General features: G+C 60.0%; 22 protein-coding genes. 16 read left to right on the top strand and 6 right to left on the bottom strand.

Features of this window, described 5'->3' with window-relative positions:
• Positions 1-23 precede the first annotated feature (23 nt).
• The 11 genes from apaG to AC4GYV_RS06990 all read left to right on the top strand — a co-directional run bounded on the left by apaG (position 24) and on the right by AC4GYV_RS06990 (position 11,904).
• Positions 24-404: a Co2+/Mg2+ efflux protein ApaG gene (gene apaG, locus AC4GYV_RS07040; RefSeq protein WP_491100404.1), complete on the top strand. Its 381-nt coding sequence runs from the start codon at positions 24-26 to the stop codon at positions 402-404.
• 26 nt (positions 405-430) lie between these two features.
• A complete protein-coding gene (locus AC4GYV_RS07035) occupies positions 431-1,201 on the top strand; it encodes a metallophosphoesterase family protein (RefSeq protein ID WP_491099939.1) in 771 nt (256 codons plus the stop codon).
• A 111-nt stretch (positions 1,202-1,312) separates the two neighbouring features.
• Positions 1,313-1,990, top strand: coding sequence for a polysaccharide biosynthesis/export family protein (locus AC4GYV_RS07030; RefSeq protein ID WP_491099938.1), 678 nt, complete (start codon positions 1,313-1,315; stop codon positions 1,988-1,990).
• A 24-nt stretch (positions 1,991-2,014) separates the two neighbouring features.
• A complete protein-coding gene (locus AC4GYV_RS07025) occupies positions 2,015-4,231 on the top strand; it encodes a GumC family protein (protein ID WP_491099937.1) in 2,217 nt (738 codons plus the stop codon).
• Between the two features lie 28 nt (positions 4,232-4,259).
• Positions 4,260-5,435 carry a tetratricopeptide repeat protein gene (locus tag AC4GYV_RS07020; protein WP_491099936.1) on the top strand — a complete coding sequence of 392 codons (1,176 nt, stop codon included), beginning with the start codon at positions 4,260-4,262 and terminating at the stop codon, positions 5,433-5,435.
• Positions 5,428-6,789: an O-antigen ligase family protein gene (locus AC4GYV_RS07015; RefSeq protein WP_491099935.1), complete on the top strand. Its 1,362-nt coding sequence runs from the start codon at positions 5,428-5,430 to the stop codon at positions 6,787-6,789. Before AC4GYV_RS07020 ends, AC4GYV_RS07015 begins: the two co-directional genes overlap by 8 nt.
• Before the next feature lie 7 nt (positions 6,790-6,796).
• The gene (locus AC4GYV_RS07010) at positions 6,797-7,567 is read left to right on the top strand and encodes an NRDE family protein (RefSeq protein ID WP_491099934.1); all 771 of its coding nucleotides are present in this window, start codon (positions 6,797-6,799) and stop codon (positions 7,565-7,567) included.
• Positions 7,568-7,650: 83 nt separating this feature from the next.
• Positions 7,651-9,321, top strand: a complete 1,671-nt coding sequence (locus AC4GYV_RS07005) for an MFS transporter (protein ID WP_491099933.1) — start codon at positions 7,651-7,653, stop codon at positions 9,319-9,321.
• 212 nt (positions 9,322-9,533) lie between these two features.
• Positions 9,534-10,526: an HlyD family secretion protein gene (locus AC4GYV_RS07000; RefSeq protein ID WP_491099932.1), complete on the top strand. Its 993-nt coding sequence runs from the start codon at positions 9,534-9,536 to the stop codon at positions 10,524-10,526.
• Complete coding sequence (locus AC4GYV_RS06995) at positions 10,527-11,006, top strand: hypothetical protein (RefSeq protein ID WP_491099931.1); 480 nt, start codon at positions 10,527-10,529, stop codon at positions 11,004-11,006.
• Positions 11,007-11,208: 202 nt separating this feature from the next.
• Positions 11,209-11,904 carry a TorF family putative porin gene (locus AC4GYV_RS06990; protein ID WP_491099930.1) on the top strand — a complete coding sequence of 232 codons (696 nt, stop codon included), beginning with the start codon at positions 11,209-11,211 and terminating at the stop codon, positions 11,902-11,904.
• 92 nt (positions 11,905-11,996) lie between these two features.
• Here AC4GYV_RS06990 and AC4GYV_RS06985 read toward each other — a convergent pair whose 3' ends face one another.
• Complete coding sequence (locus AC4GYV_RS06985; protein WP_491099929.1) at positions 11,997-14,354, bottom strand: FG-GAP-like repeat-containing protein; 2,358 nt, start codon at positions 14,352-14,354, stop codon at positions 11,997-11,999.
• A gap of 167 nt (positions 14,355-14,521) precedes the next feature.
• Between AC4GYV_RS06985 and AC4GYV_RS06980 the strand changes: the two genes are divergently transcribed.
• From AC4GYV_RS06980 to AC4GYV_RS06965, 4 genes are all read left to right on the top strand, one after another.
• Positions 14,522-15,580 (top strand): TIGR03032 family protein, encoded by a 1,059-nt coding sequence (locus AC4GYV_RS06980; protein ID WP_491099928.1) that lies wholly within the window; start codon positions 14,522-14,524, stop codon positions 15,578-15,580.
• A 338-nt stretch (positions 15,581-15,918) separates the two neighbouring features.
• Positions 15,919-17,112, top strand: coding sequence for a tyrosine-type recombinase/integrase (locus AC4GYV_RS06975; protein WP_491099927.1), 1,194 nt, complete (start codon positions 15,919-15,921; stop codon positions 17,110-17,112).
• Positions 17,113-17,218: 106 nt separating this feature from the next.
• Positions 17,219-17,398 carry a helix-turn-helix transcriptional regulator gene (locus AC4GYV_RS06970; RefSeq protein ID WP_491099926.1) on the top strand — a complete coding sequence of 60 codons (180 nt, stop codon included), beginning with the start codon at positions 17,219-17,221 and terminating at the stop codon, positions 17,396-17,398.
• An 870-nt stretch (positions 17,399-18,268) separates the two neighbouring features.
• The gene (locus tag AC4GYV_RS06965) at positions 18,269-20,485 is read left to right on the top strand and encodes a tetratricopeptide repeat protein (RefSeq protein WP_491099925.1); all 2,217 of its coding nucleotides are present in this window, start codon (positions 18,269-18,271) and stop codon (positions 20,483-20,485) included.
• Between the two features lie 977 nt (positions 20,486-21,462).
• Here the strand turns inward: AC4GYV_RS06965 and AC4GYV_RS06960 are convergent.
• The 4 genes from AC4GYV_RS06960 to AC4GYV_RS06945 all read right to left on the bottom strand — a co-directional run bounded on the left by AC4GYV_RS06960 (position 21,463) and on the right by AC4GYV_RS06945 (position 23,444).
• Entirely contained in the window at positions 21,463-21,720 is a 258-nt protein-coding gene (locus tag AC4GYV_RS06960) for a DUF2501 domain-containing protein (protein WP_491099924.1), read from the bottom strand.
• 130 nt (positions 21,721-21,850) lie between these two features.
• Positions 21,851-22,720: an alpha/beta hydrolase gene (locus tag AC4GYV_RS06955; protein WP_491099923.1), complete on the bottom strand. Its 870-nt coding sequence runs from the start codon at positions 22,718-22,720 to the stop codon at positions 21,851-21,853.
• Positions 22,721-22,897: 177 nt separating this feature from the next.
• The gene (locus tag AC4GYV_RS06950) at positions 22,898-23,122 is read right to left on the bottom strand and encodes a GDCCVxC domain-containing (seleno)protein (RefSeq protein WP_491099922.1); all 225 of its coding nucleotides are present in this window, start codon (positions 23,120-23,122) and stop codon (positions 22,898-22,900) included.
• A gap of 49 nt (positions 23,123-23,171) precedes the next feature.
• Positions 23,172-23,444 carry a DUF4242 domain-containing protein gene (locus AC4GYV_RS06945; protein ID WP_491099921.1) on the bottom strand — a complete coding sequence of 91 codons (273 nt, stop codon included), beginning with the start codon at positions 23,442-23,444 and terminating at the stop codon, positions 23,172-23,174.
• Between the two features lie 272 nt (positions 23,445-23,716).
• On the opposite strand from AC4GYV_RS06945, the gene AC4GYV_RS06940 reads away from it, so the two are divergent.
• A complete protein-coding gene (locus AC4GYV_RS06940; RefSeq protein ID WP_491099920.1) occupies positions 23,717-24,055 on the top strand; it encodes a Rap1a/Tai family immunity protein in 339 nt (112 codons plus the stop codon).
• A 58-nt stretch (positions 24,056-24,113) separates the two neighbouring features.
• Here the strand turns inward: AC4GYV_RS06940 and AC4GYV_RS06935 are convergent, their stop codons facing one another.
• Positions 24,114-24,590 carry a hypothetical protein gene (locus AC4GYV_RS06935; protein ID WP_491099919.1) on the bottom strand — a complete coding sequence of 159 codons (477 nt, stop codon included), beginning with the start codon at positions 24,588-24,590 and terminating at the stop codon, positions 24,114-24,116.
• Positions 24,591-24,649 lie beyond the last annotated feature (59 nt).

The raw sequence follows: 24,649 nt of genomic DNA, 5'->3' as shown, positions 1-24,649 counted from the left end.
CCGTGACCGTCGACGCTTTGGCCATGCTTTTTCCCAATGTCGCAGTGACCCGCGGGATCGCGGTGCGCGTCGCCGTTAGTTTTCTTGCTGAGCAGTCTGACCCGTCGTCAAACCGCTGGTTCTGGTCCTATCATGTGCGGATCGAGAATGGCTCGGATCGCGCGGTGCAACTCCTCTCGCGAAGCTGGAGCATCGTTGACGGACGCGGAGCCGTCCATGAGGTTGTGGGCGAGGGGGTGGTCGGCGAAATGCCATTGATCGCTCCTGGCGCGAGTTTCGATTACGTCTCCGGCTGTCCCTTGGACACGCCCTCCGGGTCGATGAGCGGAAGCTATCGCATGGTCGACGAAGATGGTTCGGCGTTCGACGTCGCCATCCCGCGTTTCCAACTTCTTGGCGCTTGATAGGATTCGCGCCTATCCGGTGATTGGTGACGAAACTCGGTCTCAAACGCAGCCGGGAGGCTTGGCCGAAAGGCCCAAAAGGCTATCGCGCCTATGTCGTCGGTGACGTTCACGGCCGACTCGATCTGCTTGAGCAATTGCTCGCCCGCATTGCCTGGGAACGGGCACAACGACCGCCGCGCAAGACACTGCTGGTCTTCTTGGGAGATTTGATCGATCGCGGGCCCGACAGCGCGCAAGTAATCGAACGCCTGCGAACCTATCGGCCAGAAGGCGTTAAAACGGTCCACCTCCTCGGCAATCATGAAGAAGTATTGCTGCGGCTACTCGGGGGCGACCTTTCGCTGCTGCAGAGCTGGCTGCAATTCGGTGGCGCTCAATGTCTTAAAAGCTACGGCGTCGATCTTCGCCAGATCCAGGGCGACAGCGACGTAGCCCTAGCTACTCTGCGTCGTGCTGTTCCTTCGAAGCATGTCGAGTTCCTGAAGAGCTTCGTCGATACCTGCCGGTTCGGCGATTACCTCTTCGTCCATGCGGGAATCCGCCCTGGGGTGCCATTGGAAGATCAGGTGCAGTCGGATCTTCGCTGGATCCGTGAGCCGTTCCTGCTCGATGACACCGACCATGGCTGCGTCGTTGTGCATGGTCACACGATCAGTCTGGAGGTTGAAGAGCGGTCGAATCGCATTGGCATCGATACCGGCGCCTATCGGTCCGGCTTGCTGACGGCGCTGGCGATCGAAGGCGGCGAGCACTGGTACGTGGACACCGGCCCCGCCCATTCGACGTCGCATTGAATTGATCGATTTAGGCGACTAACCCTGTCCGCAAGGAACCTAACTTGGCTGCCAAAAACAGCGGCTATCTTGCGGGGAACGTTCGTGTTTGGTGATCTAGTCACACGTAAAGTGCGTTCCGGCGTCTTGCTAGCTGCAATTGTCCTTCTAGCCGCCTGTTCCGACAGTCGTGGCGGCCCCATTCCCTACGATCAGCCCTTTGCGGCGCCCGACACGCAGGCGGTCGTCGCCCTCGAGTCCAATTACAAAATCCTTCCGATGGATAAGCTCGCTATCAAGGTCTTCAAATCCGAGGACCTCTCCGGCGATTATGATGTGGACCTTGCGGGGCACATCTCGTTGCCGCTGATCGGCGAGGTAGAAGCCGCTAACCTGACGACCGCGGAGCTCGACCAGAAGCTGACCGATAAGCTCGGTGCGAAGTATCTGGAACATCCCGACGTTAGCGTTGCGATTAAGCAATCGGCGGGTCGTGTCGTCACCGTTGACGGCGCGGTGAAGGACTCCGGCTCGTTCCCCGTGCTTGGCAATCTTTCGCTGATGCAGGCGGTGGCGCTCGCAAAGGGTACTAGCGATGACGCCAATCCCCATCGGGTGGCTATCTTCCGCACCATCAACGGGAAGCGCCAGGCCGCTGCATTCGACCTTGTGTCGATCAGGCGAGGGGAAGCGCAAGATCCGCGGGTCTATCCGGGCGATATCGTGGTGGTTGACGGGTCGTCGGTGAAGGCGATGGAGAAGCGTCTCCTGCAGACGATACCGCTGCTCGCTATCTTCGGGCCGATCTGAGATGCATAAACGGGGCGACCAATTATGAACAACAGCCTGGCTGTCCCGAACGATGGGTCCTGGCCCGTCGCGCCATATGGCCAACCTGCCCCGCCGGTAGCGGGGAACCGTACTTACTCGGCTAGCAGCATCCTGGATTTCCCAACGCTGCTGAAGATCATCCAGCACTGGCGTTGGCTGGTGCTGGGAGCAGTCGGTGCCGGTTTGATCGGCGCGATCCTGATCACGCTGCTTACAACGCCCATCTACCGCTCCTGGGTGACACTGGAAGCAAACCCGCCGAGCTTCGCCGTTAGCGAGTCACAGTCTCGGGAACGGGACGACGCAACCGCGAACACCTACGATTTTGTCGCGACGCAGGTCGGGCTTCTGTCGAGCAAGAGCGTTGCGGAGCGCACCGCGCAGGAACTGAACCTTGCCAACAATCCGGCCATTGTCGCGCAGACGGGAGACGCCTCCCAGCGCTTGCGCAGCGCCGCTGGCGCCGTTTCCGCCGGGCTGCATGTGATTACTCCGCAGGAAGGCCAACTGATCAAGTTCAGCTTTGACTCGACGTCGCCGCAACTGTCGGCGCTGGTCGCGAACGGTATCGCCGACAGCTTCATCAATACTGCCCTCCAACGCCGCTACGAAGCATCAGCCTACGCGCGAAACTTCCTGGAGCGGCAAATCGCCAAGACCCGCGGCGACCTTGAGCGATCCGAGCGTGCGCTCGTGGGCTACGCGCAAGCGCAAGGCATCATCAACACTGGGTCCACCCCAGACGGTAAGGCGCCGGCAGGCGATACGAATTCGCTTCAGGGCGAGTCTCTTGTCACGCTGAACAAGGCGCTTGCCGACGCGACCGCACGGCGCGTGGCTGCGGAAGGCGCCTATCGCCAGGCGCTAGCAACCGGCCCAACCAGCGACGTCACCGCGAGTACCCAGACGCTCCGCCAGCAGAAGGCGACCCTGGAAGCTGAGTATCAACAGAAGCGTCAGTTCATGAAACCTGAGCATCCGGAGATGCTTAGCCTTCGCTCCCAGATTGACGAGCTGGATCGGCAAATCTCGGCAGCGGCTGCGCAGATGTCGTCGGGCCGCAATAACTCGCTTCTCGCGGAATTCCGCGCTGCGGCTCAGGCGGAGAGGGCGCTTCAGGCGCGCGTGGCCGGACTGAAAGGCGCTGTCCTCAATCTCCGCGGCCGGAGCATCCAGTACAACATCCTGCAACGCGAGGTGGACACCAACCGCAGCCTCTACGACGCGCTACTGCAGCGCTACAAAGAGATTGGCGTCGCGGGTGGCGTGGGAACCGCTCCAGTGTCGATCGTCGATCGGGCGGATACGCCGATGCTGCCTTACAAGCCTAACCTTATGCTCAACCTCCTGTTCGGGTTGGGCGCAGGCTTGCTGGCAGGCGTGGCGGGAGCGGTTGGGCTCGAGTTCCTGACCGATACCATCAAAACGCGCGACGATGTGCGGAAGAAGCTCGGCATCCCATGCCTTGGCGCCGTTCCAAAGACGGCGGCTCGCGAAGCGTTTGTGGACGATCTGAAGAACCCGACTTCGGCTGTCTCGGAGGCCTATTCGGCGATTGTTGCCGCCTTGCGGTTCAGCACCGAGGCGGGAATGCCGAAGGTGTTGCTGCTCACCAGCACGCAGTCTGCCGAGGGCAAATCGTCCAGCGCACTCGCGCTCGCCCAGAATTTTGCGCGGCGCGAGAAGTCTGTGCTTCTGATCGACGCGGACCTGCGTAAGCCGGCCTTCAAAGGCGCGACGGATCATGTTGGGCTCAGCAAGCTGCTTACCACGGACGATTCCATCCGCGCTCACATCCTCGACACCCAGCATGCCAACCTGCGGCTCCTGCCGAGCGGACCGGTTCCGCCAAATCCTGCGGACCTTCTCGCTACGGGGCGGATCCGGAAGATCATTGCGGAAGCTGAAGAGCAGTTCGACCTCATCATCGTCGATGGTCCGCCGGCCCTCGGACTCGCCGATGCACCATTGCTCGCAGCTGCCGCGGGCAACGTGCTCTTTGTGGTCGAAAGCGGAACCACGCGGACTCGGGCGGGCATCGAGGCTCTCAATCGACTTGAAGCAACCGGTGCACACATCCTTGGAGCAGCGCTGACGAAGGCGTCGGCGGAAGAGGGTTACGGCTATGGCCGCTACGGTTACGGATACGCTTACGGCCAGCGCTCTGTGGACAAGAAGCGGACCGAAATCCTAATGATCCCTCAGGGGACCGAAAGCTGAAGTCACTTCCAGCGGCACGAACTTGACCATGGGGCGGGGGCTCCTCGTGATCGCGGCCGCACTGCTGCTCGCGGTTCAGGTCGTCAGGAACGCGGCCGTGGCTGCTCTTGCGGAGCGGTCTCCGGACCAGGCGGCGCGCGTCTGGCGCAACCATCCCGATTCCGAAATTGCGCTCGGGATGACCCAAATCGGGCGAGCTGCACGGGATCGACGAGCCGTATCCAACTCGGTCTTCGCCTTGATCAACGATGCATCGTTGAAAGCCCCCTTGGCACCCGAGCCATTCCTCGTACGCGGCGTGCAAGCGCAGATGTCCGGCAAGGTCGAACTGTCGGTCCAAGCCTTCCTCGCGGCAGAGCAGAGGGATCCACGCTCACTTCCAGCACGCTTCTTCCTGGCAGAGCATTATTTTCATGCGGGGGACTCTCGAGAAGGTCTTCAGCAAGCCGCCGCGCTTGCGCGGCTCGCGCCAGGCGGCGTTGCAAGCGCTGCTCCGTATGTTGCCGCGTACGCAAAGGACCGGCGGAACTGGCCGCAGCTGCGCGAAGTCCTGGCTGAGAATTCCGATCTCGGTTTCGCGACGTTGGGGGAGATGGCTCATGATGCTGGAAATGCTGACGCGGTGATGGCGCTCGACGACCAGGAGCACCGCGCGCCAACGGCCGCGTGGGTTCCGACCATGCTGAACAGTCTGGTTCAGGCTGGCCAATATGCAAAGGCGCGCGCGCTCTGGTCGGAGATTTCAGGCGCCCACCTGACGCGCGGGCAGACCGTTTATGATGCTACTTTCGCGGATACGAAAGCGCCGCCGCCCTTCAATTGGGAGCTGATGTCATCCGCTGTGGGTCTGGCGGAACGTCAGTCCGGCGGCCGGTTGCATGTCATCTTCTACGGCCAGCAGGACGGGCAACTCGCCCGGCAGTTGCTCGTGCTTCAACCCGGTCAATACCGCATGATGGCGGCCGTGTCGGGAAGTCCCGGACGAGCCCGCTCGCTGACCTGGTCTCTGCGTTGCGACCGTGCGCAGTCGCCCTTCACGGCGATCTCGCTCGATGTGTTGGCAAAGCGCCCCTGGACTTTCACGGTGCCCGCTGACTGCGGCGCGCAGTGGCTGGAGCTTTCAGGCGTATCTTCCGAAATCCCGCAGCAATCGGATTTCACCATTTCTGCGATGAAGGTGATTGCGGAGCAGCCCAATGGCTAACCGCGCGCGCCAAGCTATCGCCCCTCTCTATCTGTTCCTCTGCCTCGTTCTGGGCGGGAGCGCTCAGGGCATCTGGGCAAACATGGTCCTCCAACTGCTTGCCGTTGCCATCCTGGCCTGGGCGGCCGTTGCACGTGGGGACGAACAAGTGCCGCCCCCGGCAAGGCAGTTGTTGCTGCTGGCAGCCGTGAGCGTCGCCCTTGTTGCCGTTCAAATGCTTCCATTACCGCCAGCAATCTGGGAGCATCTGGGGGGTCGCGAGCGGCTTGCACAAGGCTATCAAATCCTCGGTCTTGGGACGCCTTGGTTGTCGCTCTCGCTCACGCCGTACAGGACGTTCGATTCGTTAATGGGCCTGCTCCCGCCTTTAGCATTGTTCTGCGCAATCGTCCGGCTGAGCGCTTACCGCCCAAGCTGGCTAGTCGGCGCGCTTCTCTCCGGAACGGTTGCAGGCATTCTGTTAGGAGTGCTGCAAGTTTCGAGCGCCGGGCCAAATGGCACTGCCTGGTATATGTATCCGGAATCGAGCTTTGGCATCGCCTCAGGCTTCTTCGCGAATGGCAATCACATGGGGACGCTGCTCGTCACGACGCTTCCATTCCTCGCAGCCCTTTACGTGTCGGCCCGTGGACCCAGCAGGCAACGCAACTCCGCATTGCTCGTGCTCGTCGCAGGCGCTGCGCTCGTCATTTTCGTTGGCATCCTGCTCAATCGCTCGCTTGCCGCTTATGGACTTACCTTACCGGTGCTCGCGGCAAGCGCCCTGATCCTGATCGGTCCGAAGAGTAAATGGCGCCGATTGACGGCCGTCATTGCGGGCCTGCTCCTCGCCGGTGCCGTCGTTGCCTTGGCAACTAGCTCGATCCGTGGCTCGGCGTTCAGGTCGGACGCGGCGACGTCCGTTCAAACCCGACAGGAGATGCTGACGACGACCGCCGAGGCATTACGGGACTTCATGCCGTGGGGTTCCGGCCTTGGCTCCTTCCAGAGCGTCTATCAGCTTTATGAAGACCCGACCCGCGTCACGAGCACGTACGTTGTCCACGCGCACAACGATTATATCGAGCTCGCTCTTGAACTGGGCGTCGCTGGCGTTGTGCTGATCGCGCTTTTCCTCGCATGGTGGTTGCGGGCGAGCTGGCGCGCATGGCTGTCGGAAGGTGGCCCTTATGCTCGGGCGGCTTCGATCGCTTCCGCCGCCATACTGGTGCACAGCCTGGTCGATTTCCCACTCCGCACGGCGGCTATCGCATCGGTCTTTGCGATGTGCCTGGCGCTTCTGTCCGAGCAGCGCGCACCCCCGGTTCGGACCAAATCCGACCTATGGCCTACACGCCATGTTGTTGTGAGATGATTGGAAGATGTGCGTTCTTGCATTCGCATGGCGTGCGCATCCGAAATGGCCGATGGTCGTCGCGGGCAATCGCGATGAATTGCACGCCCGCCCCGCAGCGCCGCTGACTCGCTGGGCGGAGCCAAATCACCTGATCGCCGGCCGTGACCTGCAATCGGGCGGCACATGGCTCGGCGTTTCCGAAGAGGGGCGTTTCGCCGTGGTCACCAACCTACGCGGCTTCGGTCCGCCGGAGCCCGGCCGTGCTTCGCGCGGACAACTCGTGACCGACCTGTTGTCTGGTGAGGGACGCTACTCCGATCTCGAGGGGGCCGACGTCTCTGACTTCAACCCGTTCAATCTGATTGTTGCGGATCGCCAGGAAGCACACTTCCTTACCAACCGCCCGAAAGACGTTCGCAGCCTTCTCGCGCCCGGAATCTACGGCCTATCCAATGGCGCGCTCGATGAGCCCTGGCCGAAGACGATGCGGCTGAAGGAGATCCTTCTAGAGTGGATCGTGGGCTCGACCGGAGACCTCGAGGTGCTCCTCGATGGGCTTCACGAAGAGAGACTGCCCGCCGTCGGGATCAGTTCTGCGCTGCCTTCCGACGTGCCGGAGGAGCCTACGCAATCGGCAATCTTCATTCGAAATCCGGTTTACGGAACGCGATGCAGCACACTCGTGGTTGTGGACGATCAAGGCCAAGGCATCATTATCGAGCGCCGCTTCGACTCTCGCGGACTGGACGTTGGCAAGACCAGCCTGAGCTTCTCTTGGGCTTCATCGACGCCGTAGCAAGCGGTTTGGGACGATGTTAAGACGATGAGGCCGATCGGCCTGTTCAAGCGTCAGCAGCCCCCTGTGAATGGGCAGTGCGCATGACCCTGGCTTACCAATTCAAGCCGCATGAACGGCCGATCATACCCGGTTCGCCGTTCAATCCGGAGCACCCAACAGCGCGGATGTGGGCCTATGGCGCGATCGGTGCGCTTGCGGGGCTGACAGGCGGGCTTGGGAACGCGCTGGTCACCGCGAACATATCCTATTTCCAGGGAACCCTCGGCCTAACCGCGGAAGAGGCCGCGTGGATTCCGGCGGCATATGCCACCACCTACATTTGCTCGAACCTCGTGCTCGTGAAGTTCAGGCAGCAGTTCGGGCTTCAGCTCTTCCTGAAGCTCGTTCTCGTCGGCTACATCCTAACGACGCTCATGCACCTGTTCATCCACGACTTCTGGTCGGCGATGCTGGTGCGCGCGGTGAGCGGGCTCGCCGCGGCCGGCTTGTCGACCTTGGGCGTGCTGACTTGGTTCCAGGCCATGCCCGCTCCGAAGCGCATCCACGGTGTGATGATTGGCGTCAGCGTTCCGCAACTGGCAACACCACTGGCGCGTGTGATCGCCCCTTCGTTGCTGCTGTGGGGCGACTGGCGCATGGCTTACATATTCGAACTTGGACTGGCGCTACTCACCCTTGCCGCAGTGCTGGCGCTTCCTCTGCCGCCGAGCGAACGCGACAAGGTCTTCGAGCGAACCGATTTCGTCACCATCGCTCTGATGGTCCCGGGTGTTGGTCTGCTCTGTTCCGTCCTCGCACTCGGGCGGACAGAGTGGTGGTTTGCGAAATCCTGGCTTGGCTGGGCGCTCATCGGTGCGATCATCCTGATCGGGGCGGCCGTCGCGATTGAGCATCGGCGAAAGATGCCGCTGCTGATGACTCGCTTCCTAGGTCAGCGGCCGATCATGCGGATCGTCGCGGTCGCGTTTTGCGTCAGGGTCGTCCTTTCCGAGCAGACCTATGCATCGGTCGGGCTACTGTCGGCACTAGGTTATGGCACGGAGCAGTTCCGCACCCTGTACATCATTGTCACGTTAGCATCTCTGGCAGGACTGCTCGCAGCCATCTTCCTGACCCGACCGCAGAGTCCGGCACGGCCAATCCAGATCGCCTGCTTGCTGATTGCGATTGCTGCCTTCGTAGACTCGCGAGCCACCAATCTCACCGGGCCTGCCAATGTCTACGTCACCCAGGCGATCGTCGGCTTTGCTGGCCTACTGTTCGTGGGTCCCGCGATGATCATCGGGCTCTCACGAACGCTTCTGCAAGGTCCGCAATATTTCATAAGCTGGCTCGTCGTTTTCCTCGCGTCGCAGAATCTGGGCGGCCTCGTAGGCTCGGCACTGTTCGGAACGTTTCAGATACTGCGGGAGAAGTTCCACTCGAACATCCTGGTGCAGCAGATAATATTGAGCGACCCCACCGATGCAGGTCGGATATCCGGAAGTGCCCAGCAGGTCAGCGGGGTCATCCTAGATCCGGTTCTCCGCAATGCCGAAGGTGCTGCGCTGCTGAGCCAGCGCGTAACGCGGGAAGCCAACATACTGGCGTTCAATGATGTGTTTCTCGTCATTGGCCTTTGCGCACTGCTCTTGTTCGTCTGGGGCGTCGCGATCGAGCTCAAGATGCGACGGGAGGGGGAGGTTTCCCCGATTGTGCGGTTTGCGCAAGCTGCGATGGCTCAGCTGGCCGTGCTCAAGAAGGAAGGATGAGCTTAATTATGAAGTCGGCTGACACGTCCGAGCTCCCTCCAGCGACGCACTCGACGGCACGAGCATCCGAGCCGGCCCCTATTGCTCCAGCTCCAGAGCCTGAGGTCGCGAGCCCCGCGGTTGAAGCAAGCCCCGAAACAGTTGAGGTGGCACCCTCGCGCTGGAGTCCTCCGCGTAGGTCGGCCTTCGCCACGACCCTTATCCTTCTGCTCGTGCTCAGCGCCATCGGGGCCATTGCATACGCCTGGCGCCTACCGCCGTTCGGCGGGCGCTATGAACAGACCGACGATGCTTACGTGCGAGGGCAGACCACCGTCATCAGCCCGCAGGTATCAGGCTATGTCTCTCAAGTCCCCGTAAAGGACTTTCAGGACGTAAAGGCCGGTGAGGTGCTCGTCCGCATCGAGGACAGCATTTACAGCGCCAAGGTGGCGCAGGCGAAAGCGAATGTGCTTACTCAAATCTCGAACCTGAAGAATTCCGATCAAGCCCAGCGATCGAAGGAAGTTAGTACGCTTGCCCAGGACGCCGGGATTGCGACCGCCCAGGCGCAACTGGCGCGCGCACAGGCAGATTGGAACCGCCTTGAAACCTTGGTGAAGAATGGCTGGGCGACCCGAGCGGAGGAAGATCAACTGCGCGCGTCGCTGCTCGCTGCTCGGGCACAACTCGATCAGGCGAACGCAGCACGACAGATCGGAACACAAGACGTCCGCACGGTGATCGTCGGTCGGTCAGGACTCAACGCTAATGTCGAAGCCGCCAGAGCCCAGGTCCGGTTGGCTGAAGTCGATCTTGGCCATACGGTTATACGGGCGCCGCTCGCGGGTCAGTTGAGCGAGGTTTCAGTGCGCCAGGGCCAATATGTCACAGCCGGTACGCAGCTCATGTATCTCGTGCCCAGGACGTTCTGGGTCACCGCCAATTACAAGGAAGCGCAGACCCACAATATGCGCGTCGGCGACGAAGCGAGCTTCACCGTCGATGCCCTAGGAAGCCAGCGGCTGAAAGGCCATGTCGAAAGCCTGGCTCCTGCGGCGGGTTCGGAGTTCGCAGTGCTCCGGCCGGACAATGCGACTGGAAACTTTGTGAAGGTGGCCCAGCGCATCGCCGTCCGAATACGGATTGATCCGGACCAACCGCTAGCGGCGCGGCTTCGTCCCGGCATGTCGGTAGTCGCTCGAATCAGGACGGATAATCGCTAGATGGACGCAACGCTCGCAGCACTTCTCGGCGCAACGATCGGCGGAATTCTGTCCGTCTTCGCATCGTGGATCGCGCAACGCGTTCAATCCAGGTCCCAATGGATCGTCCAGGAAATCAAACAGAGGCAGAACCTCTATAGCGATTTCATTCAAGGGAGCGCGCGTTGCTATGCTGATGCCTTGCAGGAAAACGATCCGGATCCCGGAAGGATCGCGTCCCTATACGGCGAGATCGGACAGATGCGCCTTCACTCGTCTGAACAGGTCGTCAGGGAGGCTCGCGTGATCGCTCATGCAATCTTGAAGGCCTATCGAGAGTCCAATCGAAGCAAGGATGAGATCAGGGACTTGCTTGAAAATGACTCGGTAGATCTCTTCTCCAGGTTTGGTGACGCATGTCGGGCTGAACTGGCGAGCCTGAGCCCTATCAAGCTAGCCCAGATGGGGCGTTCCATGTCGGACTTGGTTCGACCTAGCTAAGAATCATCCACCCACTCACAGACTCTCAGTCGCAGACGGAGCACGTCATCCATCGGCGGATTGTGACGAAGAGTTTGGAAATACGATTTCTTGCCATCGCGCCTGCGATGAGAAAAGTTGCAGCGGTGTCCCTAATGCATGTGCCGGGGGAGCGGGTCAGGTTCGACAACGGCTGATCTCTATACGCTTTGGGCGCCGTGACGTGCGTGGGGTGTTCACCGCGCTTGCAATTCTGCTCGGCTGCGTGGTCGCCGAACCGGCCGCAGCTCAGGTGGGCGGATCGGTTGCGATAGACTCGGATTATCGGCTGCGCGGCTATTCATTGACTGGCGACAATCCGGCCATGTCCGTTCAACTGACTTACGATCATCAATCGGGCCTGTACTTTGACCTTTCTGCGTTGACCGAGCTCGGCGAAGATATCCGTTTCCTAGGGGTTGTCGGCAACGTTGGGTATGCTAGGCGTGTGAGCAATAACGCCACGCTCGACGCAGGCGTGCTCAGGTCGCAAATCCGGTCCGCGGGAAAGGGCTACCGCAATTTCAAATACACGGAGATCTACGCGGGTGCCTATGTCGGCCGCGTCGCCGGCAGGATCTATTACTCGCCGGACTATCGTTACCCTGGACAGTCGACGCTTTACGGAGAAATCGAGACAGGGTTCGAACCGGCGGCGAACTGGCGCATCAGCGGTCATGTCGGGATGCTCGTCTACCTAAATTCACCTTCGGTCTACGATGCAGGCGCCACGCATCGCGACTGGCGAGTCAGCGTGTCGCGGGAATCCCGGAACCTGGAAATTCATGCAGCTCTCTCGGGCGGTGGCCCCAGTCGATACGAGGGCTATCGCGTACACAAGGGCACGGCACTAACGGCAGGGGCCAGCTTGAGCTTTTGAACTATTGGTCGCGACCGACCGAACCTTTTTTCCACATGACGGATGCAGGACTTACTGTGGCCTCACCCCAGTCAGTATGAGTAGATGAGGGCTCAAGCTAATATGTCGGTCGGAGATTGCACGTGCCAGTTTGTCGGCATGGAGTAGGCCGTTCCGCTGGGATCGAAGCTGCCATCCGCTTGGCCAAGCCAACCGGTCACCGTGCCCGAATCGCTCCGTAAGAGTATGTCGCCGCGGTGGTCGCCGTCGAAATCGCCCGTCTGGGCGACGTGCCAGCTGGCCCCTAGATTAGTGGTTGCGGCAGCGTTGAAGGCGAATCCGCCATTGGCTTGACCAAGCCATTCAATGAGACCGCCGGCATCGCTGCGCCATAGAATGTCCCCGCGCTGATCGCCGTTGAAGTCGCCGGCGCCGGCCACGGTCCAATTACCGGGCATATGATAGCTCGCCGTCGCGTTGACGAAGCTGCCGTCAGCCTGTCCGAGCCCGGTCATGGTCTCGCCCGAATTCTTCGTCCACAGAATGTCGTCGCGCCCATCGCCGTTGAAGTCGCCGGTTGCGGAGGCGGCCCAGCCGGTTGCGAGTTGAGCGTTCGCTGCCGCGTTGAAGGCGAATTGGCCGTTCGACTGGCCGAGCCATTCGATGACCGAGCCGGTGTCATTGCGCCAAATGAGGTCGGAGCGGCCGTCACCGTTGAAATCGCCGGTGATCGCCACGTTCCAACTAGTGGGCATCTGATAGGTCGCTGGCGAGGTCGCGAAGGTGTGGTTCGAGCGGGCGATCCATTCGCTCATCATTCCCGTGTCGCTGCGCAACAGGACGTCGGCTCGGGAGTCACCGTTGAAGTCTCCGGTACCGACGATGTGCTGGCTCGCCGGGACCTGGACGACGCGCAGCGCCGAATTGAAAGCGAAAGAGCCGTTGCGCCCTGCTATCCAGTCCTGCAGCGCGCCGCTGTCGCTTCGCCACAGGATGTCGCTGTGGCCATCGCCGCTGAAGTCGCTGGCCACGTGATGCACCGGTCCGGTCCCGTAGACGGCGTAGACCGCACCCGAGGAACTGCCGCCGCCATCCGCATTTGGAGCCCCGATCAAAATGTCATTGCGGCCGTCGCCATTGATGTCCCCGGCTGAGGACACGGTCGACCCCGCGTGGTCGCCGGCTGCACCGCCCTGGAGGATAAAGCCGGCGGAATCGGCAAGTTGCGTCAGATCGACGGTGCCGAAGCTGCCGGCATGACCGTAGATCACATAGGCCAGACCAGTGATAAGGTCTCCGCCGACATTGTAGGCGTTCGGAGCGCCAACGATGATGTCGTCGAATCCGTCGCCGTTGATGTCGCCGGCCGCCGAAACTGCTCCCCCGTTGGAAGATCCAGGGAGACCCCCTTCGATCTTGAATCCGGCGGCCGGGTTGAGATTGGCGAGATCGACATCGGCGAAGCCGCCGCCATGGCCGAATATGACATAGGCAGCGCCTGCCCCGTTCCCGTCCTTCGTCGCGCCGAGAACGATGTCTGCGAAGCCGTCGCCGTTGACGTCGCCCGCGGCAGAGGCCTTCAAGGTGGCTCCCCCGTAGGCATAGTTGCCGTTGATGACGAACCCGTCGGACGCAGGGAGATTACTCAAGTCGATGTCAGGAAGGCCGCTCTGCTTTCCGAAGATGACATAAGCGTGGGGCGTCGAGCCGTAATGATAGTAGCCGCTGGTTTCCGCCGTGATGATGATGTCGCCGAAACCGTCACCGTTGATATCCCCGACGGACGCGACGCTTTCACCGATGTGGAACAGCTCGGTGTTGCCGGTGACCGTGGCCTGAGCGTGTCCCGAGCCGGGAGGAGCACCGAAGACCACGTAGGCCGCTCCGGCGCCACCGCGATCGTACTGCGAGCCAAGGATGATGTCTCCGAAGCCGTCGCCGTTGATGTCGCCGGCGGAAGCGACGCTGCCGGTATATCCCGTCCCGATACCGCTCAAGGTAGTAAAACCGTCATTCGGAGAAAGGTGCGTCAGGTCGATCCCGGTGGGCTTCGCGGCACGGCCAAAGATGACGTATGCGGCAAGGTTGAACCCATAACCAAGCATGCCGTGTGCGGCCGAGCCGACGACGATATCGTCGAAGCCGTCACCATTGACGTCTCCGGCGGCGGCGACGCTTAGTCCGGCGTTGGCCTCTGACCGCTCGGGGGCGAGTCTAAAACCTTGCGAGGTCTGCAGATTGTCCAAATCGATGGCGGGCAATCCACCGACCTGCCCGTAGATGAGATATGCGGCTCCAGAATTTGCGTCCCCGCTGTCGTTGCCGGGCGCGCCGATGATGAAATCGTCGATACCATCGCCGTTGAAATCCCCTGCTCTGGAGACGCTGACGCCCGCGTCGTCGCCGGCCGCGGCGCCTCGCGCAATGAATCCGCTAGAGCCCAAGGCTCCCAAGTCGACCACTGTGGACATGCGAATTGTCCTTGAAGTGGAATTTAGACTCGCTGACTCCGGGGGTGCGCGAATTATTAGCATTTTGTGCAGCCGATTGCGAATCAACTTGGGCATGTACAGGGGTTGACTCGGCACGCCCGCGGCTACCTTCTATGGCGTTTCAAACGGGTCTTGAGGCGCGGAGCGTGACCCCAAAAGAGCAGCCCGACGAGAAATTTGCGCTTACTTGTTCGCGGAACTTTGGCGAATGGCTGGCTGAGTCAGGCAACGCCATCGCTTTCACGACTTACCAGGCGGGCAAGACTTTCCTTCTCGGCTCTAGCACCAACGGACGGATTTCGGTTTTCGAGCGGACTTTCGCGCGTAGTATGGGCCTTGCTGTCAGCGAAGACGGACAGACGCTCGCGCTTGGCACCCAATATCACATCCAGCGGTTCGATAACGTCATGGCGCGGGGGCACGCGAGCTCCGAGGGATATGACGCGGTTTATGCGCCTCATGCGGCTTGGGTCACCGGCGATCTCGACACCCACGATGTCGCGTTCGGCGTTGACCAGCGACCACTGTTCGTCAACACGCTCTTCTCCTGCATAGCATCAGTAAGCGACGGCCACAGCTTCCGCCCTGTCTGGAAACCGGCGTTCATTTCGCGTCTTGCAGCGGAAGACCGCTGTCACTTGAACGGGTTGGCCGTTGAAGCGGGCGAGCCGCGCTTTGCGACGGCAGTATCGCGCTCCGATGTCGCGGATGGCTGGCGTGATCGGCGCGCCGACGGCGGAGTCGTAATCGACATATGTACGAACGAGATCGTGATCGCCGGGCTTTCGATGCCTCATTCTCCCCGGCTGCACGAAGGCCGCCTGTGGCTGCTTAACTCGGGTCGCGGGGAACTGGGTTTTATCGATCTCGCGACCGGCAAATTCGAAGCCGTTGCATTTTGCCCCGGCTATGCGCGTGGGCTCGCATTTTCGAAACGTCAGGCCGTGATCGGGCTATCTCTCCCGCGGGAGAACCGCACCTTTTCAGGTCTGCCCCTGGAGGAGGCCCTTAGCGCCCGAGACACTGACGCACGGTGCGGGCTCGCCGTGATTGATCTCGACCGAGGCGATATCCTCGCGTGGGTGCGGATCGAGGGCGTGGTACGCGAACTATACGATGTCGCCGTGCTACCTAGCGTCCGGCGGCCATCGCTCATTGGTTTCAAAAGCGATGAAGTTCGGTTCTTGATCTCGATCGACGGATGAGGGTCGCTGCTGGCGACGACATCGAGGTCGAAGACTTGTACGGACGGAGCCCAGGCATTCTGGAATGCGATCCGTGAACTTCGCCTTTTCCGTTTCGGGACAGAGCGGCACGGTTGAATTTAACCAAGTTATTGAAAAGCTGGTGAGCCCAGCTGGATTCGAACCAGCGACCTACTGATTAAAAGAAATTTCCTGCGGATTTTCTCGGATTTCCTTGGATTGGAAAGCCTTGCATTTCTCAGGTTTTTGACGCTTCCATGATCCCACTAGGTCCTAGGGTATCCAATCCCACGCGTTACCTAAGGTATCGTAAGCAGGACCCGCTGAGGGAGGATCAGATGGTCGGCAACTTGGGGCTCACCGATGCCAAGATCAGGGGTTTGAAGGCGCCAGAGAGAGGTCAGGCGGAATATGCCGACACCCTCGTCCCTGGATTGAGACTCCGCGTCGGATCCAGTGGGGCGAAGACCTTCATACTGCGTAAGCGAGTAGGGGGCCGCGCCCGCAACTTGACCCTCAACCGGTATCACGAACGTCGGTTCACGCTTGCCGACGCCCGCAAGAAGGCGCGGGCCCTGATCAGCGATATCGAAGCCGGTGCCGAACCAAGTCCGGCGACCGCCCGGCGAACGAGCGACGCAACTGTCGGAACGGTCAAGGCGCTTTTTGAGGACTACAAGAAGGCAAAGGCCAGCTTGCGCAGTATCCGAGAGGTAAAGCGCATCTTCGAGAAGTACGTACTTCCCGAGATTGGGGGGCGTCTCGCTGATAGCATCACTCGGGCGGACGTTACGCGCTTAATCGATGGGATCTCAGCGCAGACGATGGCGCGAGCCGTGGGGGCGCAGCTCAGTGCCTTTTACTCCTGGGCCATGCCCAGGCTCGACCGGCTTGAATCAAATCCGTGTCGAGACGCATGGAAGCCACCCAAGCCTGCCGCCCGCGATCGAGTTCTCTCGGATGAGGAGATCAAGGCGGTGTGGAAGGCGGTAGCCGACGAGCCGCTCCCGTTCGGGGCTGGCATAAGACTCTTGCTACTCACGCTGCAGCGGCGAGACGAAGTTTTTAGTGCCGATGTTTCCGAGTTCGATTTGGATAAGTCCATTTGGACCATCCCGGCTTCAAGAGCGAAGAACGGCGTCGTACACATAGTGCCACTGTCCGCGCCGGCATTGGCCGAGATCAAGCAGATCGCCGGTAAGCGCAAGAATGGAAGGCTTTTTCCGGCACGGGGCAACTCGAAGAATAGCGCGAGTGGTTTGTCTAAGCCGTGGGAAAGGGTTCGTGCCGCGGTCACCAAGGAGCTTAATCGGCCAATCGAGCGGTTCACGATGCACGATCTTCGTCGAACGGGAGCAACCGGATTGCAGCGGTTGGGTGTGCGGCTCGAGGTCACTGAGGCAGTCCTCAATCACGTGAGCGGTACCCGAGGCGGTATTGTCGGCGTTTACCAGCGGCATCATTTCACTGACGAGAAGCGAGTTGCCCTGGAGAAGTGGGCAGCCGAGCTTGAGCGCGTGCTTAATACCTAAATATCAAGTGCAAAGTTTTCACTTAAGTGAAAACTTGCCTCGCGCAATGCAGGAAAGATGTGTGTAGTTACGAGGTCGTCCAAAGAACACCGAGGGCGGCTTGTAGATGTCAAAATTGCTTCGTCTTTCTTCCGTGAAGGACCTTACGGGACTCTCGCGGTCTGCGATCTATGCGGCACCTGATTTTCCGAGGCCGGTAAAAATCGGCCCTCGATCGGTTGCGTGGGTCGAAGAAGAAGTTGGTGCGTGGATCACCTCTCGCATCGCGGCTCGCGAGGTTTCATGAGCTATCGAGGACACCAAAGGCTTCCGCAGCGGCGACCGCTATGCAGGGCCTTGTTCCCGCGATGGATGAGCGACTGCTGCGAGACTGGATCAGGAATTTACGGTCGCGCCGGCGAACTCTATGACAGCTGGCGCCGCTACGCAAAGCAGCGCTCTCAGGAGCCAGGCTCAACAGCGGAGTTCGCCCGGCTGATGGAGGCGAAAGGATACTGGTGCGATCGAATTCCACCGGTCGAACGCGCGTGGGTTAGGTGGGGGATCCGCCTGCGGTAACTGATCCTTCCAGTTTTGGAAGGGTGTGGAAGGGTTGTTGGAAGGAAGAAACCGCGGATTTCTGCCGGGTTGGAAGGGTCGGAAGGGTTTGCCCGATGTTTTCCGTACGCGCGTATAATGTACACAGCGCTAATCTATTTCTTGCGCGCGTAACAACTCTTACAGAAATCCTTCCAATCCTTCCAAATGATGGAAGGGAAGAATAAAATTAAGCTAAGACAAAGGCTTACCAGCCAAAAAAATCGGAAGGGTTGCAAATCCATCCTTCCACGCCCTTCCAACCCTTCCGACCTCCCCTTCCAGCAATCCTAAATAGGTTCACGGCTGGCGCGCCAGACGGAGCCGACAGACTAATGGGGGGGTGGGTAAATCTCAGCTCGAGTTGGATCCAACACCGGCGCAGCAGTTGTGAATTTTTCGGCGCGATATTCGAAGATATATTTTTTTTGCGACCTACGGGGCTGTCGAACTAGCGCGTGGATAACCTCAGCGAAAAGACCGGCCTCCAGATCCTTCATTCCTAGGGACTCCGAAACCGGCGAAATTCGGTTACGAACGCAGCATGCTTCGATTAATAACACTCGTCATTGTGTTCGCCTTGGCGGGGACGGTGACAACAGGAGCATGTGCCGCACCACTGGGTCAGCTTGAGCGGGAACGCTTGGTTGATGACATCGTCGCGCAACGCGATGCGGGCTTCGTTCAGGAACGGAAGCTCGCCGACGATCGAGAATTCGCCCGGATGCGCGAAGGTGAGGCGGAGATCCATGCCCTAAGCATCAAGCAACGCGACCTAGAACTTCAGTTATCCGCGTCAAAGGCTGACAGACGAGCGCTCGAGCGGCAATATAGTGAAGTTAAGGCGGAGCTCGACAGTGCGCGCCGGAACTTCGCGGCCCTGGTGACGCAATTCGCCGCACGGGACGCGCAATGGGCGATTGAGCGTGAGGCGTTCCGTGCGGAGGCGGCGGGACTGATCGCACAAGCGACGCCTGCAAAGCTGGAGGCATTAAGACGGTTTGCTGATGGCGATCGGGTTGGCGCCTGGCCAATCATTGAAGAACTTACCAAGGCCGGCGTTAAAGCCCAACAACAGGCTGCTAACATTCGCGCGGCTCCGCCCATCCGTCAGGCAGCTGAGCTTCGCGCGATTATGTACGCAAATGGCGAAGTGGGCGCGGGTGAAGTCCTTAAATTATGGATCTGGGCGGCCTCGTTGGATCCCGGCGATTTCAACACGCAGATTCAAATAAGGCGGCTTGCGGAACTCCAGGGTGATCAAAAGCTCGCTATGACAGCTGCCACGGCGGCCTACGAACTCGCCAAAACATCGCTGCAGAAATCAATGGCTGCAGTCGATCTGGGTGATGTCCTTAGAGCGCAGGGCAGAAGCGAAGAATCCCTCCAAAAATACCGTGAGGCGCTCTTGATCAACCGCGAGATGGCCAAATCCGGCAGCCCGGACGATCGATACAACGTGTCTGTATCCCTGAAGAAGGTCGGGGAGGCACTGTTGAGAGACGGAGAGACCGACGAAGCGTTGAAATACTATCGTGATGCGTTAAGCGTTTCGTCGGCGCTTGCATCCGAATTTCCAGACTCGCCGAGCGTCCAGCGCGATCTCTCAGTAACCTTGAGGGTGTTGACGGCAGGGTTGCTCGAGGCTGGGGACCGGACAGCGGCCCTTCAGTATGCTCAACGGCTGCTTGAGCTAGATAGGAAACTGAGCGCCAAGGGCGGACAAAGCGCTGTCGCGCGACGAGACTTGCCGATGTCGATCGCGCTTGTCGCGCAGTTGAAGGAGGGTGCCGAGGCACTCGCACTATTCGAGCAAGCGTTATCGGTCTTCCGCAAATATTCAGAAGCTGATCCCAATAGCGCTATCGCTCAACGAGATGTCGCGGTTGTTCTTGAGAATATAGGGCATTTCCAGCTTGAGAACGGCGCGGCAGACAAAGCGATCTCCGCGTTTGAACAGGCCTTAGCGATCGATCGGAAGCTCGCGCTCCAAGATCCGATCAATGCTGCAGCCAAGAAGGACCTGTTCGTCGGCCTCATGAATCTAGGTCAGGCGTTACTCAACACTCCTGAGCCAGCGCGCGCCGGGCCATATCTGACACAGGCTGTGGCCATTCTTCAGGATATGATCCGCACACGGGTTCTAAATTATGCCCAGCGGCGAGAAATCGCGGCAGACTTGAGAGGCGTTGGTGACCTCGCCGGTGGTCGGCTTGAACTCGACATTTCCATTAGTCTCCTTCGGGAGGCGGTGGCTCTCGATAGAGCGGACTCGGCAGTCAGCAACACGAAGCCCGGATCCGAGTCGGAGTTTAGCGTGTCGCTTGTTCTGCTCGGCAAGGCGCTACTCATGTCGGGCCGTGAGGGCGACGGACTTGCTGCGTTGCGCGAGGCGGTAAGTTATGATCGAGCACGCCTTGCGGAGAGCCCCAAGGACAAATCAGCTGCAAGGGACGCGTTCAGGGCGACGTATGCCGTGGCGGAAGCGCTGAAAACCGCGGGCAACTTCAAGGAAGCCTTGGTACCAGCTTTGGAGGCGCTGACGATTAGTCAGCAGCTGCTTGCGAATGATCTGTCGGCGGAGAACCTTGGTTACGAGGCGGTTGCATCAAGCATGGCTGGCGAACTCAACGACCGTCTCGGCAGGTCGAAGGAGGCGGTGCCTTATTTCGAGAACGCCCTCGCCGATGTCCGGCAGCTCGCGATTAAGGAGCCGAATAATCCGTATGTGCAGGATTTGCCTCAAATCGAGAATCAGCTCCGACAAACCAGGGTGAAAGCGGGGCTAGCGCCATGAACCTGATACGGATGGGAAAGGTTCGCTATCGGCTCTTTCGCAGGCAGTGGAACTCAAAAGAAGGTTCGGCTCGGCGGAGACTGCGTCGCCGTTTCGGCCTAATCAAATGGCTGCTCGCTGGAATTGCCGCCCCATTCCTCTTTGCCTTCGCATTTCCCGATCGTGCTGCTCACGCCTGTGAGCTCACGGGCTCGACCCTAATAACTGATACTTGCGGTTCGATTGGAGTGCCGGGCGTTCCAACGCGAGCCGAAAGATTGGCATGGGAACAAGACTCCAAGCGAAGCTGTGAAGGCCTTGAAGACTATCTCAGCGCCTTCCCGAACGGGGTCTATGCGGCCGAGGCCAAAGCCAGTTTGGGCGCCGAGACGGAACGACAAGTCGACGGCTGGACGGCAAAGGCGCGAAAACTTCAAGGCTTCGTCGGCATGTCGGAGCGACCGTTTGCTAGCGAAGGAGAAGCGAGGCGGGACGCAGTCGCGCGCGGGAAGGAGGATGCGACGCGCAATACATGTCGACCTCCGGTCGATTACGAACGCTTCCTTAAAGTTGGTCAATTTACCGGCCAAGCTAACTGCAGGTCGCTCGATCGGGGCTACTTTTGCACCTTCAGCTATGAGGTCCAATGCCTCATGGAGGCGCGCAAGATCGAGCGGATCTGCAGATAACGGCACGTTGTGATTTTGGTTCGGCGGCGCAACACGATGCTAAGCCGGCGTCAGCGCTCAGATTGACGAGCATCTATGCGGTGCGAACTGCTACCTTAGGTTGCAGCTCGTAGCCGCTACACCACTCAAATCATGCGAATTCACCGCTTGGACCGGATGATTTCCAATCAGTGAGGGGCAGGGGACCTTTCGAGGCGCAGCCCGTATGTCTGAAATGCGCCCTTAGCGGCCGCTCGCCCGGCGCACCTGAACACCCCGAAAGCGGGCGATCGTGCAACTGCGGGCCCGACCCTTTTCGGACTCTTTCCGTCAGGGTTGGTGAATGAACGCCTTCGCTCGTTGAACGACCAAGTTGCAGGCTTGCGATTGTTGATCGGCGGGAGCCCGTGAAATCGAGAAATTCTTCCCGCCGTCTCCGAGAATCTGACCGCTCGTCCCAACGATATAGTCAACCGATGTCTGGTCGGTGTGTGTCACGGTCTTGGCCAACAGGACGGCGCTGTCTCCGCTGATGAGATCGCTCTCCCTGCAATATCTCAGGATGCCGGCGGCATTCGCGGCGCTCATCTTCGAAACACTAGGGAGCGAGGATGTCGAGGTTTGTCCAATGGCAGACTGGGGCCAGGCAGCGACTGACACGAAGCCAAAGAGCGGCAAGATTACCCAAGTCAAAGCCACCTCCATCCGTAGCCTAGACTCATTGATTGGTATTTTGTTGGGGTGTGCCAACGCCGATGAATCCTTCGTCCGCGAGCCAGTCGGCGAGTCGGTCCGGCCAGTGGATGATCGAAATTCGGTCTGACTCATCCAGATTGAACGCGTGCCCTGCGCCCGCATACATGTGCAGTTCTGCAGGACGCCTCGCTGTGCGCAATTGTTCATACAGGGCCACGGCCGGCGCCGCGCAGCACTCATCGAGGGAGCCTGCGATAATGAACGCGGGCGGAGCGTGCGCAACGTCATTCGCCGGTATGCCGAGCGCTCCTGGAAATACCAGAACCTGAAAGTCCGGCCGGTCATTCAACCGATCAACGTTATCCATCGGCGCTGTTAGCTTGATGGCGGAGTTGTCTGCGACCAACGCGACAAGCTCGCCTCCGGCCGAAAAGCCCATGATGCCGACGCGTTTCGGATCGACGCCATATTCCGAGGCATGAGCTCGAACCCATCGAATCGACCGCCGGACATCGGATACCTCGTCATCAAGCGTCGTCGTTGATCCTTCGTCCTGGGCAAGCCGATACTTGAGGACGAAGACCGTTAGCCCATAGCGATTGAGCGCTCGACCGACATTCGCTCCTTCGGATGTCCACACGATCAGTTTGTGGCCACCGCCAGGTACAACGATGACAGCAGTGCCGTTTGGTACGCTCGGCCGAAAGATTGTCAGGGATGGGTTGTGGACGTTGCGGACCCAATAGTCCTGCGCGATCTCGGCCTCTGCGCGCCTGGCTTCTGAACCCGGCGCACCCTTGGGCCAAAGACTGACCACGACCGGCTTTTGCGGAATGTACTGGGCGACTGCTGTGCCACTCGGGATGACGATGACTGACGCAGCCAGACCCAAGGAGGCACAAAAGGAGATGACCCAAGAGCGTCCCAGCGGACTTTTCCTTGTTTGACGACTGTAGCGCACGTCGATGCTAGCGCTCACACCGCAGGAATCCATCAGCAAATGCGGCCAGCGAGGTAGTTAAGGCCAATGTCTTGCTGCCACCTATTGCGGACGTACCGGAGATCACGATCAGCAGCAGTTCCCGGGAGCGGCAGCTTTCCAAGCCTCTTGTACGGGCGGGCAGGGAACGTCTCCGTAGGAACAGAAAACGCAGCAATCGCCTGCCAGCGGGCGCAAGATCGATCCACAGTGCCTGCAATCGTAGAAGAACTGGCATGCGTTGCTGGGCATAGTGTCGGTCGAGACGCACCCACAGTCCGGGCAGGTGATGGTCGAGGAGAATGAGATGCTCATTCCGCCTGTCGCGATCCCGCCGGCATCTGACTCTGACGCAAAAGTGGTCTCACTGGAGCGAGTCAGGCGAGATTGTCGCTCGCACTTCGGAGATTTTGTGGACGGGCAGCGTCGAACCACGCGCATATTCGCGGATCATCGTCTCGCTCGGAGCACGGTAGACGCAATAGAGAGTGTCATCCGTGGCAAAACTTTGCAGCCACTGGATATCGGGAAACTGCTCGCGGATCACCGCCAAGCCCATCTTCGAAGTTTCCTTGAGATCGTCGAGGTCGAGCTGCGCGACGCCGGGCAAGATGCGCTCGATCAGGAAGTCCGGCATGGGAAACTTATACCGCCTGGGGCGGACCGCTGCCAGTGCGCGTGTTCCGACCAAAAGCGAAAAGGGCGATCCTGCGGCTAACGAGATCGCCCTTCTCTGCATGCCTCGCGTCGGGAAACGGAAGGCAGCGCGGGTAACCACCTTGCGCGGTTTTCGTTCCTAGTGCCGTCCGAAGTGATGATTTCGTCGCGATGCCCGCTCTCGCCCATTGCTGACAATCGCCAGGCTTTCGGGCTACGCGACTGAGAGCAACGGCGAGGTGGAGCGGAATTATGCGCACACTGCTTATCGCGGCACTGCTGGTTTCGGCTGTCCCGGGGACTGCGAAAGCTCAGGCACAGCTCAATACTGAAACGGGCCATGGCCTCCTGGATATTTGCTCCGCCACCGATGCGTCTGGACGCGAATGGATGTGCTACGGATACATCCTGGGGATCGCGGCAATGCTGAGCGACATGGGCAGTGTGTGCTTCCCGGCTGGCACGACGCACGCTCAAATAAGAGACGCCGTCGTGAGGGGACTGCAAGCGCACCCGGAGGAACAGAGCCAGCGCCCCGAGATCCTAATCACTAGCTATCTGAGTGCAGCGTACCCATGCCGCCAGAGTTAGCGAAGTGACGCGGTCGCAGATGTCCGCTTTCCAACCGTCCTGGACATTGCCGACCCGGTCAGTTGTCCATCGTTTGAGGCTGCACGATGATCGGCTTCTTCAGCGCCTTAGACCAGCCGGCGACGGCATAGCCACGCTCTTGCAGACAACCTGTCAAAGCCGCTTTGATCGCGTGCTCCTTTTTGGCCCGCTTCATCCTGGACATTCCCCAAGCTCCGCCGACAATTGCGAACGGCAGCAAGACGATCGTGGCGCTCGCGGCCGCGAGCCCGGCATAGCCGCCAGCGGTCGCCGCTGCCCCGCCAATGGCCGCGGTCGTTGCGCCCGCAGCAGCACCCGCCGCACCGGACCCACGCTTGCCAGCTGAATCCAGCTTGCCGTCGACAAGAAGCTTTCGACACTCTGCAACTGCGACGTCGAATTCTGATGGGCTCGCGGCTGGCGCCGCAAGCGTGGGTGTAAATTCGCGCGGACGGGACGAACAACCCTCGCAAAGTAGGCTCGCGGCAAGCGCCGTTCCGATAACAACGCGCATCTCGCATCTCCCCCTCGGGAAATGGTCTAATGAGCACTGTCAGAAGTCAACTGCTCTAC

The organism is Sphingomonas sp. SP4 (genome assembly GCF_058313375.1).
The sequence above is the reverse complement of the archived record's forward strand: the minus strand, read 5'-3'. Positions and strand labels throughout refer to the sequence as shown.

Excerpts from the sequence above, each read along its gene's own strand:
- AC4GYV_RS06995 (WP_491099931.1), top strand. The coding sequence starts at position 10,527 with ATGGACGCAACGCTCGCAGCACTTCTCGGCGCAACGATCGGCGGAATT.
- AC4GYV_RS06975 (WP_491099927.1), top strand. The coding sequence starts at position 15,919 with ATGGTCGGCAACTTGGGGCTCACCGATGCCAAGATCAGGGGTTTGAAG.
- AC4GYV_RS06985 (WP_491099929.1), bottom strand. The coding sequence starts at position 14,354 with ATGTCCACAGTGGTCGACTTGGGAGCCTTGGGCTCTAGCGGATTCATT.
- AC4GYV_RS07015 (WP_491099935.1), top strand. The coding sequence starts at position 5,428 with ATGGCTAACCGCGCGCGCCAAGCTATCGCCCCTCTCTATCTGTTCCTC.
- AC4GYV_RS07025 (WP_491099937.1), top strand. The coding sequence starts at position 2,015 with ATGAACAACAGCCTGGCTGTCCCGAACGATGGGTCCTGGCCCGTCGCG.
- AC4GYV_RS07010 (WP_491099934.1), top strand. The coding sequence starts at position 6,797 with ATGTGCGTTCTTGCATTCGCATGGCGTGCGCATCCGAAATGGCCGATG.
- AC4GYV_RS06970 (WP_491099926.1), top strand. The coding sequence starts at position 17,219 with ATGTCAAAATTGCTTCGTCTTTCTTCCGTGAAGGACCTTACGGGACTC.
- apaG (WP_491100404.1), top strand. The coding sequence starts at position 24 with ATGCTTTTTCCCAATGTCGCAGTGACCCGCGGGATCGCGGTGCGCGTC.
- AC4GYV_RS06940 (WP_491099920.1), top strand. The coding sequence starts at position 23,717 with ATGCGCACACTGCTTATCGCGGCACTGCTGGTTTCGGCTGTCCCGGGG.
- AC4GYV_RS06950 (WP_491099922.1), bottom strand. The coding sequence starts at position 23,122 with ATGAGCATCTCATTCTCCTCGACCATCACCTGCCCGGACTGTGGGTGC.
- AC4GYV_RS07020 (WP_491099936.1), top strand. The coding sequence starts at position 4,260 with ATGGGGCGGGGGCTCCTCGTGATCGCGGCCGCACTGCTGCTCGCGGTT.
- AC4GYV_RS06935 (WP_491099919.1), bottom strand. The coding sequence starts at position 24,590 with ATGCGCGTTGTTATCGGAACGGCGCTTGCCGCGAGCCTACTTTGCGAG.
- AC4GYV_RS06945 (WP_491099921.1), bottom strand. The coding sequence starts at position 23,444 with ATGCCGGACTTCCTGATCGAGCGCATCTTGCCCGGCGTCGCGCAGCTC.
- AC4GYV_RS06960 (WP_491099924.1), bottom strand. The coding sequence starts at position 21,720 with ATGAGCGCCGCGAATGCCGCCGGCATCCTGAGATATTGCAGGGAGAGC.
- AC4GYV_RS07005 (WP_491099933.1), top strand. The coding sequence starts at position 7,651 with ATGACCCTGGCTTACCAATTCAAGCCGCATGAACGGCCGATCATACCC.